General features: G+C 41.6%; 14 protein-coding genes. 6 read left to right on the forward strand and 8 right to left on the reverse strand.

Annotated features, from left to right (window positions below; all coding sequences use genetic code 11):
• Positions 1-72: 72 nt before the first annotated feature.
• Positions 73-1,770 (reverse strand): M23 family metallopeptidase, encoded by a 1,698-nt coding sequence (locus INQ51_RS21480; protein ID WP_233380043.1) that lies wholly within the window; start codon positions 1,768-1,770, stop codon positions 73-75.
• Between the two features lie 211 nt (positions 1,771-1,981).
• Between INQ51_RS21480 and INQ51_RS21485 the strand changes: the two genes are divergently transcribed.
• From INQ51_RS21485 to rny, 3 genes are all read left to right on the forward strand, one after another.
• Entirely contained in the window at positions 1,982-2,275 is a 294-nt protein-coding gene (locus INQ51_RS21485) for a hypothetical protein (RefSeq protein WP_233380044.1), read from the forward strand.
• 6 nt (positions 2,276-2,281) lie between these two features.
• Positions 2,282-2,584 carry a cell division protein ZapA gene (locus INQ51_RS21490; RefSeq protein WP_233380045.1) on the forward strand — a complete coding sequence of 101 codons (303 nt, stop codon included), beginning with the start codon at positions 2,282-2,284 and terminating at the stop codon, positions 2,582-2,584.
• Positions 2,585-2,674: 90 nt separating this feature from the next.
• Positions 2,675-4,234, forward strand: coding sequence for a ribonuclease Y (gene rny / locus INQ51_RS21495; RefSeq protein ID WP_233380046.1), 1,560 nt, complete (start codon positions 2,675-2,677; stop codon positions 4,232-4,234).
• Between the two features lie 468 nt (positions 4,235-4,702).
• Here the strand turns inward: rny and INQ51_RS21500 are convergent, their stop codons facing one another.
• Both INQ51_RS21500 and gyrA read right to left on the reverse strand, forming a co-directional pair.
• Positions 4,703-5,878 (reverse strand): tetratricopeptide repeat protein, encoded by a 1,176-nt coding sequence (locus INQ51_RS21500; RefSeq protein ID WP_233380047.1) that lies wholly within the window; start codon positions 5,876-5,878, stop codon positions 4,703-4,705.
• Between the two features lie 73 nt (positions 5,879-5,951).
• The gene (gene gyrA / locus INQ51_RS21505) at positions 5,952-8,474 is read right to left on the reverse strand and encodes a DNA gyrase subunit A (RefSeq protein ID WP_233380048.1); all 2,523 of its coding nucleotides are present in this window, start codon (positions 8,472-8,474) and stop codon (positions 5,952-5,954) included.
• A 269-nt stretch (positions 8,475-8,743) separates the two neighbouring features.
• On the opposite strand from gyrA, the gene INQ51_RS21510 reads away from it, so the two are divergent.
• Positions 8,744-11,266 carry an ATP-dependent Clp protease ATP-binding subunit gene (locus tag INQ51_RS21510; RefSeq protein WP_233380049.1) on the forward strand — a complete coding sequence of 841 codons (2,523 nt, stop codon included), beginning with the start codon at positions 8,744-8,746 and terminating at the stop codon, positions 11,264-11,266.
• Positions 11,267-11,296: 30 nt separating this feature from the next.
• Here the strand turns inward: INQ51_RS21510 and INQ51_RS21515 are convergent, their stop codons facing one another.
• The 4 genes from INQ51_RS21515 to INQ51_RS21530 form a co-directional block, all read right to left on the reverse strand.
• Positions 11,297-13,213: a SpoIIE family protein phosphatase gene (locus INQ51_RS21515; RefSeq protein WP_233380050.1), complete on the reverse strand. Its 1,917-nt coding sequence runs from the start codon at positions 13,211-13,213 to the stop codon at positions 11,297-11,299.
• A gap of 31 nt (positions 13,214-13,244) precedes the next feature.
• Positions 13,245-14,129, reverse strand: coding sequence for a PfkB family carbohydrate kinase (locus INQ51_RS21520; protein ID WP_233380051.1), 885 nt, complete (start codon positions 14,127-14,129; stop codon positions 13,245-13,247).
• 247 nt (positions 14,130-14,376) lie between these two features.
• Positions 14,377-15,123, reverse strand: a complete 747-nt coding sequence (fabG, locus tag INQ51_RS21525) for a 3-oxoacyl-[acyl-carrier-protein] reductase (protein ID WP_233380052.1) — start codon at positions 15,121-15,123, stop codon at positions 14,377-14,379.
• Between the two features lie 169 nt (positions 15,124-15,292).
• Positions 15,293-16,030, reverse strand: coding sequence for an SIR2 family NAD-dependent protein deacylase (locus INQ51_RS21530; protein ID WP_233380053.1), 738 nt, complete (start codon positions 16,028-16,030; stop codon positions 15,293-15,295).
• Positions 16,031-16,207: 177 nt separating this feature from the next.
• Here INQ51_RS21530 and mnmE point away from each other — a divergent pair, with 177 nt between their 5' ends.
• Positions 16,208-17,602 (forward strand): tRNA uridine-5-carboxymethylaminomethyl(34) synthesis GTPase MnmE, encoded by a 1,395-nt coding sequence (gene mnmE, locus INQ51_RS21535; protein ID WP_233380054.1) that lies wholly within the window; start codon positions 16,208-16,210, stop codon positions 17,600-17,602.
• A 33-nt stretch (positions 17,603-17,635) separates the two neighbouring features.
• Positions 17,636-18,250 carry a DEAD/DEAH box helicase gene (locus INQ51_RS21540; protein WP_233380055.1) on the forward strand — a complete coding sequence of 205 codons (615 nt, stop codon included), beginning with the start codon at positions 17,636-17,638 and terminating at the stop codon, positions 18,248-18,250.
• A 656-nt stretch (positions 18,251-18,906) separates the two neighbouring features.
• On the opposite strand, the gene INQ51_RS21545 is transcribed toward INQ51_RS21540, so the two are convergent.
• Positions 18,907-19,620, reverse strand: a complete 714-nt coding sequence (locus INQ51_RS21545; RefSeq protein ID WP_233380056.1) for a hypothetical protein — start codon at positions 19,618-19,620, stop codon at positions 18,907-18,909.
• Positions 19,621-19,908: the final 288 nt, after the last annotated feature.

Here is a 19,908-nt window from a genome sequence, read left to right on the forward strand (position 1 = left end):
AATGACGAAAATCTGTTTTTCATCCGGCCACATTGCTGTTAAAAAACACTTATACGACCGGTTTCATTCGGCTTACTTCCAAAAACCGGCCTTGTAAACCGAGGTATTGTCTTTGTAATCGCTTACCGTTAAAACGAATTCGTGCTGTTTTCCAAATTCAAAACGTGTTTTGTCAAAATAATGGGTAATTACATTGTTTTTCGCATCGTACTCAAACAAAGCCCATTTTCCGTCCAGAATACCTTCAATATTTTTTATGCCCGAAAGATCGTCACTTATTTTAAAACGAATTCGTGTTGATTCGCTTAAACGACCTTCAGTTATACTAAGCGGTTTGATAACCGGCGGAATAGTATCTACCATCAGAGCATACCGTCCCAAAGTGCGGATGCTTCCTTCCACCCAACCGTTTTTAAAAGTCCCTCCAATAGCACTTGGCTGTCCGCTTTTTGAATTCAGACTTACAATCAGTACTTTCGGCTCCAGTTCCGAGGGTAGATTGCGCGGCTTTATCTTTAAGCCTGCCGAATTGTGAAGCGGCACTTTTTCGTTTTTCAAAACCTGAAATTCAGAATAAAAAGCATCGGTAGTCGGTTCTTCCTTGTACAAAAATTCTTCATCAGAATAAAGTGCTCCCTTGGGGATACTTAGCACACAATTTTCCGACTCAAACAAATTATCCTGGTCGTATTTCATCACGATGCTCCCATTCGGAACAATTGCCTGCATTTCTTTAAACTTTCCTTCCACCTTAAATTCAAGCAAAGAAGAATTCCCATAGGTATCTGCCATTTCGAGCTGAACTTTGTGAAGACCATTGCTTGCCAAAAAAACACCTTGCGAAAGATCGTAAGTATAAATGGGTAGTTGATTTCCGCGATCGACCCAGGTTTTAATAAAACGCCGCCCCGATTCGATGTACTCGCCGTAAACGATATGGCTGTTGATATACCGCGAGTTGCCAAACGAAAAACGCTTTAGCTGAAAAGCAAAGCTGGTTAGATCGTCCACCGAGAGGCTGAGCCGGGTGATACCACATTTATTGTAGCTGCCATCCAGGTAATCGTTGGTCTGAATGGCAAAACCCACCGGCCCGTACACCGGAATTACCGGATTTCCTTTTACCCAATATTTTCCTTCGGATAAAACCAGCGGATAACTAGTTGCCGCCGGCTGATAATTAACATGCGAAGTGTCGGATAGTGGGACTACCAATAAAGAGAACATTTTTGGCGCAATATTATCAACCACTGAAAATCCATATTCCAGAGGGTTTAACGGCTCTTCTGACTGTGTATCCCGAATTTCAAAATGCAAATGTGGTCCGCCCGAACTACCACTGTTTCCGCTTTTGGCAATTTCCTCTCCCTTTTTCACCTGGAACAAAAATGACGGCACCTCCAGGTCGACCCGAAAAGATTTTTGCTCGTATTGCCGGTCTGTCACATATTTTTGAATCGCCGGGGCAAAACGTTCCAAATGCCCGTAAACCGAAGTCGTTCCGTTGGGATGATGAATATAGAGCGCATATCCGAAACCGGAGGGAGAAACAGAAATTCGGGAAATATACCCTTCAGCGACTGCATTAACGGGAAATCCGGAAACTCCCTGCGTCTTAATGTCGATCCCTGAGTGAAAATGATTGCTCCGCAGTTCGGCAAAACTACCGCTTAGCAACAATGGTATTTTTAACGGATCGCTATAGTATCTCTCCTGTGCATTTGTTCCCAGTGCGACTATAACCAGGATAAACAGAACGAAAGTTCTCATAAACATCATTTAGTTGGCCTGCAAATTTAACTTTTTACTGGCTTCAATTTTTACTACAACGAAGCGCAAACTATTTTATTTGCAAAATCTTACGTCGCTGGTACCTTCATCTCATTAACACAGAGATGTTAGCATTATTTATCCCCAAACAAATACTTTTACTTTCTTAGTATTGAAAAAAAGTTAACTTTGCCTCTGAAATGCAGCTATAATGACCGAAGAAGATCGTTTGCTTCTGAAAGAATTAAAAACGAATGTGCAGCAATTATTCAGCAGTTTCAAGCATTTGGAAAATGAAAACCAGTTGTTGCACGACGAAATTTCGAAACTCCGTAATAAAATCGGAGAATTGGAGCATGAAAAGTCGGAGGTCGGTCGAAAAAATGAGCAACTAAAAATTGCCAACCAATTGTTATCTGAAAAACAAGGCAACGGGGAGGCAAAACAGAAAATTAACTTATTGATACGGGAGATTGATAAATGTATCGCATTACTAAATAAGTAATGTATTGTGAAAGACAACGATTTTAGAATAAATATTAAGATTGACGGGCGGAATTATCCGCTGACCATCAATCGCAGAGATGAAGAGAGATACAGGAAAGCTGCAAAATTTGTGAACGAGACCATTACTGAATTCAGAAAAAGGTTTCAACACAATGACCAACAAGATATAATGGCGATGACTGCATTTCAGGCGGCTTTGAATTACAGCAACTTACAGGAACGCCAGGATTATTCTCAATTCATCGATGATATTAAGGATTTAAATGACGACATTTCTGATTTCTTAAAAGAACAGAATTGGAAATAGAAATATAAAGTATTTATCAAAGCCCGTATTGGGCCTTTTCCCGAAAGAAAAGGTTCTCTACGGGTTTTTTAGTATTTAAATTAAAAATTCATGGACATAAATTTGATATTTGCAGTAGCTGCGGGTTTTGTTGGAGGTGGTGGATTGGCCTACTTCGTATGGAACAAAGCCCTGAAAGCAAAGAAAAGAAAGATAGTAGCGGAAGGCATGGCCGAAGCTGAAGTGATCAAAAAAGACAAGATTCTACAGGCGAAGGAAAAATTCCTTCAGTTAAAGTCGGAACACGAAAGGTATATTAACGAGAAGAACTCCACGCTGTCCAACCTTGAAAACAAACACAAACAGCGCGAAAATATGCTTAACCAGCGTCGCGATGAAATCAACCGAAAGGTTAAGGACTTCGAAACAGAGAAACGAGAAATCGAAGTTATTCGTGAAAACCTGAATGCCCAATTACAAAGGGTAGAACACAAAAACGAAGAGCTCGAAAAAACTTTCAAACAAACACTCGAAAAACTGGAACAGGTTTCGGGTTTATCAGCCGAAGATGCCAAAGCACAACTGGTAGAATCGCTGAAAGAAGAAGCCAAATCGGATGCGGTGGCTTATATCAACGAAATAATGGAAGAAGCCAAGCAAACCGCCAATAAAGAGGCGAAGAAGATTGTGGTGAAATCCATTCAGCGTGTGGCAACCGAAACTGCCATTGAGAATTCTGTTACCATTTTCCATATTGAAAGCGACGAAATCAAAGGCCGTATTATCGGGCGTGAAGGACGAAATATTCGTGCTCTTGAAGCTGCTACCGGCGTTGAGATTGTTGTAGATGATACTCCAGAAGCCATTGTGCTTTCAGCGTTCGATCCGGTACGTCGTGAGATTGCCCGTTTGGCATTGCACCAACTGGTAACCGACGGACGTATCCACCCGGCCCGTATCGAAGAAGTCGTTCAGAAAGTGAAAAAACAAGTGGAAGAAGAAGTGATCGAAACCGGAAAACGTACCGCAATCGACCTTGGGATCCATGGCCTGCATCCTGAACTGATCCGTTTGATCGGCAAAATGAAATACCGTTCGTCGTATGGTCAAAACCTACTGCAACACTCGCGCGAGGTTGCTAACTTAAGTGCAATTATGGCGGCTGAGCTGGGATTAAACCCGAAAAAAGCAAAACGCGCCGGATTGCTGCACGATATTGGTAAAGTGCCGGATGATGAGCCGGAATTGCCACACGCAGTGCTGGGGATGAAGTTGGCCGAGAAATACAAGGAAAAACCGGACATTGCCAACGCCATTGGTGCTCACCACGACGAAGTGGAGATGCAGAGTCTTCTTGCTCCTATCGTTCAGGTTTGCGATGCAATTTCAGGAGCCCGTCCGGGAGCCCGCCGCGAGGTAGTGGAATCGTACATCAAACGATTGAAAGACCTGGAAGACCTGGCACTCTCCTACCCGGGCGTTATGAAAACTTACGCCATTCAGGCAGGACGCGAACTGCGCGTAATTGTAGGTGCCGACAAGATGAACGACCAGGAAACCGAACAGCTCTCGTACGACATCTCGAAACGTATTCAGGACGAGATGACTTACCCGGGACAGATAAAGATCACAGTAATTCGCGAAACACGTGCTGTGAGCTACGCAAAATAAGAACAAAGAAACTTGAAATATCCGAGCCTTCCGTTGAAAAACGGGAGGCTTTTTTGTGCCTAAAATTTAGGTTGTCAAGTGGAAAATTCATTCTGAAAATCCGTTGGATCTTAATTTATAAGGGTACTGCCATACTACTTTGTGAAAGGGTTGCTGAGTTACAAGTTAGAAAGTCTTTTGGAGAGTAATTTCAAATTGCTCAAACAGTTTTTCTTGAGTAATCTTTACAATTAGAAGGTATGAACTTCAAACAAGTGAAGTTTCCGTCAAAGTGGAAGACAATTGACCTTCACTGACGACTTGAATACTAAAGCGATGCTTTGGGGGAACTAACAGCCGATCGTCACAGTTTTCTAGGCCCTGAACTTTGAGATGTTGATGCTTCTCAACTATCATTTTTACATTATAAAAAAAGCCGCTCGCCCGTCAACTGACGGAGGAGCGGCTTTAGTATCTTTTAAATACTTCTTACTGACCTAATTTTTCAAGAATAGCGTTGTATTTATCCATATTCTTCATACGGTAATACAGGTTTTTCAGCGACTCAAGAGTACTGGTTTCCTCTGCATTCAGTTCGTGGCATTTTTCCATGTAAGGCAATGCTTTTTCAAACCATACGTCTGCTTTCTTCAACTCAGCTTCGTATTTTGCATTATCATTCGCCGGAACGCTGTTGGCCACTTCAATTTGTTTTACGCCTTTGTTGTAGTACAAAGCTCCTAAGTTGTAATAAGCATTAAAGAAGTTGGGATCAACTTCGGTGGCTTTCTGATAAGCATCTACAGCTTTTTCTTCATCACCAAATTTTTCTAGCAATGCACCTTTGGCAAAGTAATAGGTTACGTTTGTTGGATCTTGCTGAATAGCCATATCCAGGTATTTCAACGCTTCTTCGTTTTTATTCAACTTCATATACAGGTCAACCATGGCAGTTAAAACACCATTGTCTTCCGGGTATTTTTCAAAACCTTCCTGAACGGTTTTTAATGCGTTAACTGTATCCTGCATTTGCATGTACGAATCAGCAATCAAACTATAAGTACGTGCACCGTTGTAACCATATTTGGTTACTTCTGTGTAATACTTAACTGCTTTGTTATAATCTTTTGAATTATAGGCAGCAAGACCGGTATTGAAAAGTATTACTGTATCTACACCATCAGGGTTATCAGCCTTTACAATGTCAAGGTTTTGAACCTCCAGGATTTGTTCGAACGACTTTAATGCTGCAGGATAATCATTGGCGTTAAAAGCCTCAACTGCCTGGTTGGTAAGGTCGTTAGTCAACAATGTTAATTTGATTTTTACACCGTTGCTAGCTTTTCCTTTGTCATCCAGCTCCAGTGCTTTTTTATACGACTCCAAAGCAGTTGTTAACGGATCATCAGCCAGTTTTTTAATGTTTGCATCTTTACTTTGGAAAATCGCTTGGTAAATCTCCCCACGTACCTCCCATGTTTTTGGCCACGGAAGAGATTTCTCTGCCTTTTCGTTGGCCGGGTCGGTAGCCTCATTAATGGCCTCCAGCGCTTTATCCAATTTGCCGCTATCTTTAAAGGTCTGAGCACTTGTTACTTTTCCCTTCTGAGCAAATGCTCCTGAAACAGAAAGCACCAAGGCAAGTAGAATAATAGTTTTTTTCATCACTTCAGAATTTTTTTGTTACTTAAATATTTTGCAAAAATAGATGTTTTCACTTTTATCGCAAGCTTAAGCTTTAGGAATCAAAAGATTGTTCCTGATCCAGATTGTTCTCGTCCTTTTCCACGGATTCACCACCTTCTTCTTCGTTTTCGTTGGGTTCATCCATCGCAACACGCGCTACCGACGCAATATGGTCTTCTCCTCGCAGGTTAATTACCCGCACTCCCTGAGTTGCTCTACCCAATACAGAGATAGAACCAACAGGAACACGAATCGTAATGCCATTTTGGGTTATGATCATAAGGTCGTTTTGGTCCGAAACATTTTTGATCGCAATCAGCTCGCCTGTTTTTTCGGTAACATTGATGGTCTTTACTCCTTTTCCACCTCTGTTTGTTACCCTGTAATCATCAATCTTAGAACGTTTTCCATATCCGTTTTCGGAAATTACCAGGATATCCTCGTTTTCGTCCTGTACACAAATCATACCAATCACTTCATCGTTAGCGCTGCCAAGGGTTATACCTCGCACTCCTGATGCTGTTCTTCCGATCGGACGAACAATACTTTCGTTAAAGCGAATGGCCTTTCCTGAACGCACCGCCAACATCATTTCGCTATTTCCGTTGGTCAGTCTTGCTTCAAGTAGTTGGTCTCCATCTTTAATGGTAATGGCATTAACACCATTCTGTCGAGGACGTGAATAAGCTTCCAGTGTGGTCTTCTTAATGATCCCCTTCTTAGTAGCTAAAATGATGAAATTATTGTTGATGAAATCCTGATCGGTTAACGTTTTTACTTTAATAAACGCCAGCACTTTATCATCCGGCTCAATGTTCAGGATATTCTGGATCGCACGGCCTTTAGATGCCCTGGTTCCTTCAGGAATCTGGTATACCTTCAACCAGTAACATTTTCCTTTTTCTGTAAATAATAACAGTGTATTATGCATGGAAGCGATAAAGAGATGTTCCAGGAAGTCTTCGTCACGCGTTGTACTTCCTTTTGAACCAACACCTCCCCTTCCCTGTGTACGGAATTCAGACAGCGGTGTGCGTTTGATGTAACCCAAATGCGAGATGGTAATTACCATGTCTTCATCGGCATAGAAATCTTCCGGGTTAAATTCTTCGGCGTTGGGAATTAACTCGGTACGGCGTCCGTCACCATACTTTTGTTTCATTTCCTGCAACTCTTCCTTGATAATGTCCATCCGTAAGTTTACGTCTTCCAAAACTTTTTTCAGGTATTCGATTTGGACCATTATTTCTTCGTACTCTTTACGCAGCTTGTCTTGTTCCAGACCTGTTAACTGACGCAAACGCATCTCAACAATCGCACGGGCCTGCACATCGCTCAACTCGAAACGCTCCATTAAGCGGGTACGAGCTTCGTCGGGTGTAGAAGAACCACGAATAATGGCAATTACCTCGTCGATATTGTCACTGGCAATAATAAGCCCCTCTAAAATATGTGCACGCTTTTCAGCCTGTTCCAGTTCATACTGGGTACGGCGGACAACCACCTCATGACGGTGATCCACAAAATAGCGGATCAGGTCTTTCAGGTTAAGCATTTTAGGGCGTCCGTGAACCAATGCAATATTGTTTACACTGAAACTGGTCTGCAGCTGCGTATATTTGTAGAGTTTGTTTAACACTACGTTGCTCATTGCATCGCGTTTCAGGTCATAAACCACGCGCATTCCTTCCCTGTCCGATTCGTCGTTAACATTCGAGATTCCTTCAATCTTCTTTTCGTTAACCAGATCGGCTGTTTTCTGGATCATTTCGGCACGGTTCACCATGTAAGGAATCTCGGTTACGATAATCTTCTCGCGACCTCCTTCATTTTCAATATGAGCCTTGCCCCTGATAACAATGCGTCCACGCCCCGTTTCGTAAGCATCCTTCACTCCCTGGTAACCGTAGATAATTCCACCGGTCGGGAAATCGGGTGCTTTAATAATATCGATCAACTCATCCATGGTAATATCCCGGTTGTCGATATAGGCAATTGTAGCATCAATTGTATCACTCAGGTTATGAGGTGGCATGTTGGTAGCCATACCTACAGCAATACCCGAAGCACCGTTGATTAACAGTTGCGGGATTTTTGTAGGAAGAACCGTTGGTTCATTCAGCGATTCATCAAAGTTCGGCTGAAAATCAACCGTATTTTTATCCAGATCGGCCAACGTTTCCTCAGCAATTTTTGACATTCTGGCCTCGGTATAACGCATCGCCGCGGGGCTGTCGCCATCAATCGAACCAAAGTTTCCCTGACCATCAACGAGCGGATAGCGCAAAGACCAATCCTGCGCCATACGAACCATAGTGAAATATACTGATGAGTCTCCGTGAGGGTGATACTTACCAAGCACCTCTCCCACAATCCTGGCAGACTTCTTATGAGCCCTGTTTGATAAAATTCCTAATTCGTGCATCCCGAACAAAACACGGCGGTGCACTGGCTTAAAACCATCTCGTACATCAGGTAATGCACGGGATACAATCACAGACATTGAATAATCGATGTAAGCAGATTTCATCTGCTCTTCAATGTTTATTCTGATAATCTTTTCTCCTTCTGACATTATATCTCCTTTTAATCCTTAAAATCATTTTCAAAAGACCCACAAAAATAGTAAAATCATTGGTTTTTAGGTCCTGTGCCCATCTCTTTTAGGAAACCACTGAGCAGAAGATATTAACAACACAACTGTCATAAATTCATACAATAAACCGAAGGATTTAATAACTTCTGCCATTTCGGTAATACCGCCTGTGAATTTTTAAGTATTTTGTGCATTCAACCTTTTGGGAACAGAATTTGTTGAAACGACGTAAAACACAGAAAAATTATATGGATTCACAATTTTCACCAAGGATAAAGGACATCATAGGGTACAGCCGGGAAGAAGCTATCCGTTTGGGAAATGATTATATCGGGCAAGAGCACCTGTTTCTTGGAATTCTGAGAGACGGTGAAGGGATTGCCACCGACATACTGGAAAACCTGGGTGTCGATCTGGCAGAAATCAAACAACTTGTTGAAAAAAAAATCAGGACAGATAAAGAGATCAATGGAAAAGCAGACCTAGTGATGCTTAAGTCCACTGAGAAAACGCTGAAGCTTATATACCTTGAAGCTCGTTCCTTTAAAAGTGTCACTGCCAACAGTGCACATCTTTTACTGGCTATTCTGAAAGACAGTAATTGTTTGGCAACTCAATTATTAATAGAGATGGGAGTTAATTATTATATGGTAAAATCGCAACTGCAGGATTATAAATTTCCGGAAGCGAAATCAGATTTCCCGGAAGGCGAAGACGACGGGCCGGAAGGATTTTCAAAAAATCCATCGGGACCACAGGCAGGGAAAAAAGGTGCCGGAGCTAAATCGGATACGCCTGTACTCGACAATTTTGGAATCGACATTACCAAGTTGGCAGAAGAAGGCAGCCTGGATCCGATTGTAGGCCGCGAAAAAGAAATTGAACGACTGGCGCAAATCTTAAGCCGCCGGAAAAAGAATAACCCGATTCTTATCGGAGAGCCGGGAGTAGGAAAGTCGGCTATTGCCGAAGGCCTGGCTTTACGAATCGTTAGTAAAAAGGTCTCCCGGATTCTTTTTGACAAACGTGTGGTTAGCCTCGATATAGCTTCGATTGTTGCCGGAACCAAATACCGCGGACAGTTTGAAGAAAGGATGAAAGCTATCCTGAATGAATTGGCCAAAGTAAACAATGTAATCCTGTTCATCGACGAAATTCACACCATTGTGGGTGCAGGAGGAGCCACCGGATCGCTGGATGCAGCCAATATGCTTAAACCTGCTCTGGCAAGAGGTGACATTCAATGTATTGGGGCCACTACACTTGACGAATACCGTCAACAGATTGAAAAAGACGGTGCGCTGGAAAGAAGGTTCCAAAAAGTAATGGTTGACCCAACATCGATTGATGAGACCATTGAAATACTCAACAATATTAAACAGCGGTACGAAGATCACCACAATGTAATTTATACCAAGGAAGCGATCGACAGCTGTGTGAAACTGACAGCCCGTTATATTACCGACCGATATTTACCGGACAAAGCGATTGATGCTTTGGACGAAGCCGGTTCGCGGGTTCATATTGCAAATATTAATGTACCGGAAAAGATTGTTAAGCTCGAAGAAAAAATAGAGAAAACAAAAGAAGAAAAAATAGCCGCTGTTAAGAGTCAGAACTTTGAACTGGCAGCCAATTTCCGTGACAAGGAGAAAAACCTGCTGACTTTGCTTGAACAGGAAAAAGAAAAGTGGGAAAAGGAACTGATCAATCACCGCGAAATTGTAGATGAGCATAAAGTGGCAGAAGTAGTTGCCATGATGTCAGGTGTACCTGTACAGCGAATTGCCCAGGCGGAAGGAAAGCGTCTAATGAGCATGGGACACGATCTGAAAGGAAAAGTTATCGGGCAGGATGAAGCGATCGAAAAGATTGTAAAAGCGATCCAACGAAATCGGGCAGGTCTAAAAGACCCCAACCGGCCAATCGGTTCTTTTGTTTTCCTTGGACCAACCGGAGTTGGAAAAACCCAGCTTGCAAAAGTACTGGCGATGTATCTTTTTGATTCACTCGATTCCCTAATCCGGGTTGATATGAGTGAATACATGGAAAAATTTGCGGTATCGAGACTCGTAGGTGCGCCTCCCGGATATGTTGGCTACGAAGAAGGCGGACAATTAACAGAAAAAGTAAGAAGAAAACCTTATTCGGTTGTCTTGCTTGACGAAATCGAAAAAGCACATCCAGATGTTTTCCATTTATTACTGCAATTACTCGATGAAGGAAGGCTTACCGATAGTCTGGGGCGCAATGTGGATTTCAAGAATACGATTGTAATCATGACTTCCAACATTGGTTCGCGTCAGTTAAAAGAGTTTGGCCGCGGGGTTGGTTTTTCCACCAACCAAACACCGGAACAGGACAATGAGCATGCCAAGTACATTGTACAAAAGGCGCTGAAAAAAGCGTTTGCTCCTGAGTTTCTGAATCGTATTGACGATGTGATCATGTTTAACCAACTGGAGAAAAAGCATATTCACCAGATTATCGATATCGAAATCGATGGTTTGTACAAACGTGTTGAAGCGTTGAATTACAAGTTAAAGATTTCGCCAGCAGCCAAAGATTTTATCGCAGAGAAAGGATACGATCCGCAATTTGGAGCCCGTCCGTTAAAAAGAGCGATTCAGAAATACCTGGAAGACGAAATGGCAGAAATCATTATCAAAGCATCGATTAGCGATGGCGACACCATATCGGTAGGCTACGATAAAAAGAAAGACCGATTGCAAATGCGAATATTATCGAATAACAAAGCATTAAAAGAATAATAAAAAAGGCCGGATTACCCGGCCTTTTTTCTATCCATAATATTTTAACACCAATATACTGATATCATCATTTTGCTCTGCGTCGCCTGCAAACAACCGAACACTCGTCTCAATTCTTTTTACCATTTCTTTAGGTTCAAGGCCAACCAGGCTCTTCAGATTTTCTTTTAGTCTTTCATGCCCATAAAAAAGTCTGTTCGAGTCGCTACGTTCGGTAACACCGTCGGTATACAAAACAATGGAATCGCCTTTTTCCAGCTGATACCTTCCTTCGCGGTATCCTTTATCGCGGTACAATCCTAAAGGCAAACCATGCGATTCAACCAGTACTTCAATATTCCCGTTAGCTTTAACAATGTAGGTCGAATTATGTGCTGCGTTGCAGTAGGTCAGTTTTCCGGTTTTGATATCCAGAATTCCTAAAAATAAAGTCAAAAAGAACTGATGCATATTATTTGAATGCAACTCATTGTTGACCCGCGCCACTATCGATGAGCATCGTTTGATCGCCAGATCAGATGCAATGGTTTTTATAACTGTTTGGGATACACTCATAAAAAGTGCAGCAGGAACACCACTTCCGGAAACATCCCCCATCGATAAGACCAAATGGTCCTTGTCTTTGAAAAAGTAATCAAACAAATCGCCACTAACAATTCTTGCCGGATTATAGGAGGCAAACAAGTCAATCTCGGCAATATTCGGAAATGCAGGAAAGTCAACCTTAATTAAGCTTTTCTGAATTTCAGCTGCCTGCAGTAAGTCAGTATGTTGTAGTTTATTAAACTTTTCTTCTTTCGAAGCTTTTAACTGGTACTGTTCGTACCAAAGTTTCATCAGGTTTAAACTGTCAGCAACCTGTTTTATCTCATTCATCGATTCTTCTCCCGCGTACGATTCGCTGGAAATATTGGTAAATCTCGTTAACTGCGAGGTAACGCTGCTAAGCGGCTGAATTTGTTTATTGGAAATATAGGTAACCAAAATGTAGATGATCAGAATTCCCAACACCGAGAAAAAAAGCATTTTCAAAATGGGTACATAAAGTGGCTCGAACAGCTCTTTGTGCGGAATAACCAGCAAAAGTATCCATTCGTTTTCTTCAATTCGCGAATGATATACAAAACTCTTCTCATAGTTCAGCGTCTCAGGATAAGCCACAATCGAACCGGTGTTTGAACTTGTGAGGAAATCGTCAACTCTTAGTTGCCTTTTCTTAAAAACTTCGGGTGGTATATCCCGCAGGTTTCGGGTTAAAATCCATTCTTTATTTGGATGAGAGATATAGGTTCCGTCTTTTGACATTAAAACAGAATAGCCTTTTTCCCCAATTTTGATCTTGTTGATGGACTCGTTGAGTTGCAACAGCGACAATTCGCAAACAACCTCGCCAATTTGTATTGTTTTATCATTTCGAACGTAATAAATCGGCGAATAGAAAGCGACGACGACGTGCTTATTCCTTTCACAAAAAATAGGTTCCGACCAATTTTGTTTTTTTCCTTCTGCCAGCGCTTTATAATTTGGGTGTTTACTCACGCAATTCTCAAAGGGTTTATTCCCCTCAAAAAAATACGTTGAATCATTTTCACGGTAACTAAAATAATTATGGGACTTCAGTTCCAAGGTTGAATCAATATTAATATGAATCGCATTAATAAACTGATACTTCCTTAAAAGATGGTCGAAGAATGGCTGTACATAATCTTTCTGATCGTAAAATACAATCTGGTCGGCGACATTCTGTGTAACCTCCTTTGTTGTGACAACATATTTTTTTATTTCGGCGGCAACCTCAGCCCCTGCACTAACTGCTTTATTGTCAATATTCTCCTCTATTATCTTCATATTAAAAAGAAAATAAATGACAATAAATGCAATAAAGACAGCCACTACCGCAAGGGAAATATAAATACTAAGGCGATAGGCCAACGATTTATCTAACATAGTAACTGATTTTCATCTTCCGGAATACAATTTAGGTATTTTTTGATAAATAATCACCCAAATAAGTCAGCCATTGTCGGGTTCCATTAAATTTACAGCTGAAAGATGCTACTCGGGAAGCTTTTGTTAATGCAGACGTAAATTCGCGTTCCAAAAGATAGTAATAACAAAAAGCCCCATGCAGGATATCACCGGCGCCAAGGGTATCTTTTGTCAGCACATTTTCGACCTGAATTTCGCTTTCATTTTTCCCTTTTCGAAAAAGGATACTATCTCCGCCACGCGAAATAGCAGCCGAGTGGATGCCCAACTCATTGAGATAGTCAAAAACATCAGCAGGTGAAGAACAAAAAGGTGGATAAAAATCGGAAGAGCAGATAGCGATGTCAACAAACGGAAGTAATTCAGGAAGATGCGGTTTCCAGCTACCACAGTCAAGTACAACAGGGATTTTCCGGCTTCTGGCTTCCCGGGCAAGCGCTACACTAAACTCGGGATAAAAACCATCCATCATCACAATTTCCGGGTTTATTTCATCCAGTATTTGCTTTGGCGTATAAACTGTTTCTAACGGTAGCGGATGATGCGTAAATATATTCCGGTCGCCATTACCCGAAGTTACCACCGTGGCAATAACCGGTTGATTGGCTTTTTCTGCCGACAGGTCCGTAAAATCTATATTGCTAATTTCAAAATCATTTCTCACCAGGTCTGAAAACGAATTCTCCCCTGCCGAGCTAATTAAAAATGCTCCGTCATTCAAGGCCGAAAAAGCAATGGCCGCGTTTGTTGCCGGGCCACCGACAAGCATCTCCGGAGCAGTTACTTTTACTTTTTGATTGGCTTCCGGAAATACATCAACAAAATACTGGATGTCGACTGTTGTAAGTCCAACAAACAATCCTTTAAATTTCATCTGTTTATTACTGTCAATTTTCTATGGTAACAGATGGAACTCGCATGATTATAATCGCTTATGTATGAAAACTTACTCATACTCGTTTCATTCCTTAAAAGATTAAAAAAGATAAGGTTCGACTACTGGCAATTTTTGGATTGAGTCGCCTTCTATAAATAAGAAAAGCTGCCAGAGAATTTCTGACAGCTAATATATTTTTCCAGTAAGCTATTCTTTTCGAACAGCTTTCTGTTTAGCTCCTTTATTATGTGTTCATCGCGCCGCAAACAGTAATTACCTGTCCGCTTACGTACGACGATAAATCAGAGGCCAGGAAAGTTGCCACTCCGGCTACTTCCTCGGGTGTTCCACCACGTTTCATCGGGATTGATTCTTCCCATGCTTTACGAGCTTCTTCCGGAATTTTACCGGTCATTTCGGTAATGATAAAACCAGGTGCGATGGCGTTCGAACGAATTCCCCTAGACCCCAGTTCGCGCGCAATAGACTTGGTAAAACCAATGATGCCTGCTTTTGACGCTGAATAGTTAGATTGTCCGGCATTTCCGCTAACTCCTACAACCGAGCTAAGGTTAATGATCGAGCCACTGCGTTGTTTCAGCATGGTTTTTTGCGCCGCTTTTGTGAAGTTGAAAACAGATTTTAGGTTTACACTGATTACTGCATCCCACTGGTCTTCTGTCATTCTCATCAACAGCGTATCTTTTGTAATTCCGGCATTGTTTACCAAAACATCAACTCTTCCGAAGTCGTTTACAATCTGCGTTACCACTCTGTCTGTATCGTCAAACTTGCTGGCGTCAGAAGCATAACCTTTTGCCTGTACTCCCAAAGCCGCTAATTCTGCTTCGGTTGCCTTCATGTTTTCATCTTCAAAAAGATCGGTGAAGGCAATGTTACAACCTTCTTGTGCAAATTTTACAGCGATTGCTTTTCCAATTCCGCGCGAGGCGCCGGTAACAATCGCGGTCTTTCCTTCAAGTAGTTTCATTTTAAATTATGTTTTGTACTGTTATACTATCAACGGTATTTGCAGGGGAAAACTGCGAGGCAAATATAATTTTTCTTCATCGGAAAAGAAAAGCAGCGTAACGAATATGCAATTTTGCCACTAACAATTCCGCGTGCCCGACTAAACTTCAAACCAATGGTTGAAAAATTCAAAACAACTCACTGGACAGTTTTGTCAATATCTCTGATGCTTTTCCTTTTAAATGAATATCGGTGATCTGCGATGTAAACATCGACTCTTCTGGATTAATCTCAATAATTGTTGCGCCAGATTGTTTCGCTGTTCGCGGTACGTACGAAGCCGGCGTAACTTCTCCGGTCGATCCTATAATAAGGCAAACCTTTGCCCGTTCGGCAGCTGCGAAGGAATTGGAATACGCCTCGTGAGGTATTCCTTCTCCGAAGAATATAAAATCAGGTTTCAATATTTCCGAATCTTTTTTACACAACGGAGGCAGTGACTCCAAATCCACCTCATTCACATCGTAAACCGATCCGCATTTCAGGCATTTCAGCTTTTTAGAATTACCATGAAATTCGTAAACTTCCTTGTTACCGGCTTCGTGGTGAAGGTTGTCGATATTTTGAGTAATAACGGCTTGCAACAGTCCGGCTTCCTCCATTTTTGCAAGCACCAAATGCGCAGGATTCGGCTTTGCATCGGCAAAAAAATCATAAAATATTTCGCGAATGTATCCCCAACATTTTTCAGCATGATCCAGGTAATACCCCAGGTCCAGCACTTCCGGATTGTATTTGTTCCACAAACCGTGCTCTCCCCGAAACGGAGGAACTCCGCTTTCCACTGATATTCCGGCACCGGTAAAAGCAATCGTAAAGTCTGACTCTTTGAGTATTTTGGCTGTTTCTTTTATCAATAAATCCATTTAACTATGTTTTGAAAAATCTAAATTTAGAAATTATCGCTCAACCATATTCCAAGAATCGGCTCTATTTATTCACCATTTCGTGCGCCACTAAATAAATGCCGGATTATCACTCAACAAACCAGATATAAAATCAGTTGAAAAAAATCATTTAAATTTGCGGAAACATTGAATAGAATGCTTGATCAATCCACCATATGTGCCATTTCTACTTCGCCGGGAATGGGAGCCATCGCAGTAATCCGGCTCTCTGGTAGCGAAGCCATTACAATTGCCGATAAATCGTTTCGTAGTCCGAACAAAAATAAAAAGCTCACTGAGCAAGCGCCCAACACGCTTCACTTCGGACAATTTACTGACCAACAAGAAATTATTGACGAAGTTGTTGTGGCTTTGTTTAAGGCGCCCCACTCTTTTACGGGTGAGGATATTGTGGAAATATCCTGTCACGGATCAACTTTTATTCAGCAAAAGATTCTGGAAGTACTGATTGAGAATGGAGCGCGTATGGCTTTGCCAGGAGAGTTTACACAACGTTCGTTTCTAAATGGAAAAATGGATCTTTCGCAGGCAGAAGCCGTGGCCGATGTAATTGCCTCGTCGAATGCTGCGGCGCATAAACTGGCACTTAACCAGATGCGTGGAGGATTCTCAAAAGAAATCGGGGCACTGCGTGAACAGCTGCTTCATTTTACAGCCATGGTTGAACTTGAACTCGATTTTAGCGAAGAAGATGTGGAATTTGCTGACAGAAGTGAACTTCGCAACCTGACTGAAAGAATCGAACGCCTCTTGCGCAAGCTCAAAAACTCGTTTCAACTGGGGAATGCCATCAAAAATGGAATTCCGGTAGCCATTGTAGGCGAAACCAACGTTGGAAAATCGACCCTGTTAAATGCCCTGCTGAATGAAGACAAAGCGATTGTTTCGGATATCCACGGAACCACCCGCGATGTTATCGAGGACGTAGTGAACATTCACGGAACCGCTTTTCGCTTCTTTGACACGGCCGGCATCCGCGAAACCAGCGATCACATAGAAAACCTGGGTATTGAAAGAAGTTATAGTAAACTGGAACAAGCCACAGTGGTATTATTGGTAGTGGATACACATAATCCTTACCCGCTTGTAAAAAGCCGGATTGACAAGATCAGGGAGCGTATTTCTCCCGGACAAACATTGATAATTGTTGCCAATAAAATTGATTCGGGACTGCGTGATACCATCCAGCTACTGGAAGTACTCGACTTGGCAGATAACGAGAAGATGATATTTATTGCCGCCAGGAAAAAAGAAAACCTGGATGAACTGATCGACCACATGATCCATTCGGTAAACATCGATACCGTTGAACAGGATGTGATTGTTACCAACGCACGGCACTATGAGATATTAAAACATGCACACGATGCCATTTTGCGTGTTTTAAACGGACTCGATACCGGAATTACCGGTGATTTTCTTTCACAGGATATTCGTGAATGCCTGCATTATCTCTCAGAAATCACCGGAGAAATCAGTAACTACGAAGTACTGGGACATATTTTTAAGAATTTCTGTATCGGAAAGTAACGCCATCAAACTTTCTCGATTTAATCCACTAAAATGAAGCTAAAAAAAATAATTCCGGAGTTAGCCCAGAGCATTATTGAAGCAGGTTTTGACACTAATCCCAGAGAAATACAAAGTAGTTGCATTTCCAAAATAAAATCAGGTGCAGACCTGTTAGTAATCTCTCCTGAGGATTCAGGAAAATCCACAACTATTGTTATTGGCATTATTCAGCAGCTAAAAAAGGCATACGAAGAAGCTCCCCGCGCAATCGTAATGGTATCGGACAGAGACAAAGCTTTTGAACTTGAAGAACAATTCAAATTAATGGGAAGTAAGACCAACCTGCGCATATTTACAGTTTTTGATAAAGGAGATATTCAATATCAGAAAGATATGATTTATGAGGGGCTGGATATTTTAATTGGTACACCAATACGAATAAATGAACTGCTAAGTATTACAGGCATTCCAACTACAGCTCTTAAAATATTGGCAATAGATGATGCAGAAATGATATTTCCGGGCAAATACCATACTGTTGTTTACAGAATTGCTGAACGAACCAAAAAATTGCAATTTCTATTCTTTGCCAACAAATGGCACGAAAAATTCGAAGATCTTACTGAACGTATACTAAAAAACCCGGTTATCATTCGGAAAGATTAATCGTATTTCGTAGTTAAACGCCTTGTTTTTAGCTCCGGGGACAGATAATGCCCCCAAAACCTTACTCCTTCAATTTTAAATCCGGGGTTAAACAAACAACAGGATTCTCCTTCCGCAAGTGTCGGATATCCAATTGTGTCGGGCACTTTCCCATCAACGCCGAAAAGCCTTACATCAGGGTCGAAAAGCCTTGCGCCAGGGTCGGGAACACTTCCACCTGAGGCGGGTAAATTTCCGCCGGTGTCGAATTATTTGCCGGCCAGGGAGTTTTCTTATGCATATACGTCGGATTGTTTTCCGGTTAAGACAGATTACCTGCTGCCAGGGTCGGATTCGTTTTCAATTGGAGCGGATTGGTTTCCGGTGTTACCACGAAAAACCGGGTAAAGAAAAATTCCTCTTTACCCGGTATATAAATGCAAACAATTAAAATTTCGCATATCCGTTTAATTACCACAAATATTTGCAACCAAAACAATATCAAACATTTATCGTGGTTATCGTATTTTAAAATACATTACTCACCCTGATTGCGATCCGTCAGTTGACGGACACAATCGTCCCTCTCTTCACGAAGAGAGGGAACGAGGGAGAGTTCTTTTGATCTAAAAAATTCATTTTGTGGCATCATTTCGGATATGCATATTAAAATTGTATTATTCTGTCACCTCTTCTTCTGCCCTGTGCTTTTTTTTCATTTTCCCCACTACTTTCGAGAATGTAAATTCCTCTTTTAAAAGTGGCTCATCAACATAGTACCCCGATGCTATTTTACAAATTCCAATAACCTCATTATACACTTCCATAAAGGCTTTTACCGCCTCTTCCGAAACCTGTTTGGTTGTTACCTTCAGGCCTTCCTGCAATACATTGGCCTCGCTTACTTGGCCGGCATAGTCTAAAATACGTTCTATCAACGCGGGATTGATCCCCTTTTCAGCCATCTCTCCTGACAGAACTTCGTCCATCCCCTTACGAAAGGCAAACAACAGTTGTATCAAGGCTTCCTGGTCGCCCTTACGGGCTTTTTTATAGTCGGTGCCATAGCCCAGCTTTTTCAGTATGGCACCGGCCTGTTCTTTAAAGTCGACCTCAATCTGTGTTTTTACAAACGAGAGGTCGCGCAGGGCGGGTATCTGGATGTTTTCGAGCTGCATGGTAGCTTGACGCAGCACTTCTTTTTTGTCGAGCCCCAGGTAGCGCTCTGTGGCATCGTCGATTTTTGTTTCAAAATGAGTAGCGTATTCATCATTCCAGTTGGAACGAATCACGCTAAGGTCGGTTAAATGGTTGCGAAACGAACCTAAGATGGTTTTCGATGCAAGCAACATTTCAACGTCTTTGCACCGGTAATTTCTGTTTGTAGGCATAATTTAAAATTTAAAGAATTAGTATATTTATTTGTTAACAGCCTACAAATTACAAAATACCAATACGTTAAGAAAATTTCCAAGGTATGTTTTTATCGGAAACTGTTATCGAGGCTAATTATTAAAAGAATGAATATGATTAAAGCACGATAAATTGGAAAATGCAAGTTTTAGTATTGAATTAAAGTCGACAAAATAATTAGAAATTGGACGGAAGCCAGATACGACACAAGAACATCAAAAAACGAAACATCAGTTCTCCTTTTGAACACACTTCTATTATTCCGC

The sequence above is a fragment of the Maribellus sp. CM-23 genome (assembly GCF_021354595.1).
In the GTDB taxonomy this organism is placed as follows: domain Bacteria; phylum Bacteroidota; class Bacteroidia; order Bacteroidales; family Prolixibacteraceae; genus Draconibacterium.

Excerpts from the sequence above, each read along its gene's own strand:
- INQ51_RS21480 (WP_233380043.1), bottom strand. The coding sequence starts at position 1,770 with ATGAGAACTTTCGTTCTGTTTATCCTGGTTATAGTCGCACTGGGAACA.
- INQ51_RS21485 (WP_233380044.1), top strand. The coding sequence starts at position 1,982 with ATGACCGAAGAAGATCGTTTGCTTCTGAAAGAATTAAAAACGAATGTG.
- rny (WP_233380046.1), top strand. The coding sequence starts at position 2,675 with ATGGACATAAATTTGATATTTGCAGTAGCTGCGGGTTTTGTTGGAGGT.
- INQ51_RS21500 (WP_233380047.1), bottom strand. The coding sequence starts at position 5,878 with ATGAAAAAAACTATTATTCTACTTGCCTTGGTGCTTTCTGTTTCAGGA.
- gyrA (WP_233380048.1), bottom strand. The coding sequence starts at position 8,474 with ATGTCAGAAGGAGAAAAGATTATCAGAATAAACATTGAAGAGCAGATG.
- INQ51_RS21510 (WP_233380049.1), top strand. The coding sequence starts at position 8,744 with ATGGATTCACAATTTTCACCAAGGATAAAGGACATCATAGGGTACAGC.
- INQ51_RS21515 (WP_233380050.1), bottom strand. The coding sequence starts at position 13,213 with ATGTTAGATAAATCGTTGGCCTATCGCCTTAGTATTTATATTTCCCTT.
- INQ51_RS21520 (WP_233380051.1), bottom strand. The coding sequence starts at position 14,129 with ATGAAATTTAAAGGATTGTTTGTTGGACTTACAACAGTCGACATCCAG.
- fabG (WP_233380052.1), bottom strand. The coding sequence starts at position 15,123 with ATGAAACTACTTGAAGGAAAGACCGCGATTGTTACCGGCGCCTCGCGC.
- INQ51_RS21530 (WP_233380053.1), bottom strand. The coding sequence starts at position 16,030 with ATGGATTTATTGATAAAAGAAACAGCCAAAATACTCAAAGAGTCAGAC.
- mnmE (WP_233380054.1), top strand. The coding sequence starts at position 16,208 with ATGCTTGATCAATCCACCATATGTGCCATTTCTACTTCGCCGGGAATG.
- INQ51_RS21540 (WP_233380055.1), top strand. The coding sequence starts at position 17,636 with ATGAAGCTAAAAAAAATAATTCCGGAGTTAGCCCAGAGCATTATTGAA.
- INQ51_RS21545 (WP_233380056.1), bottom strand. The coding sequence starts at position 19,620 with ATGCCTACAAACAGAAATTACCGGTGCAAAGACGTTGAAATGTTGCTT.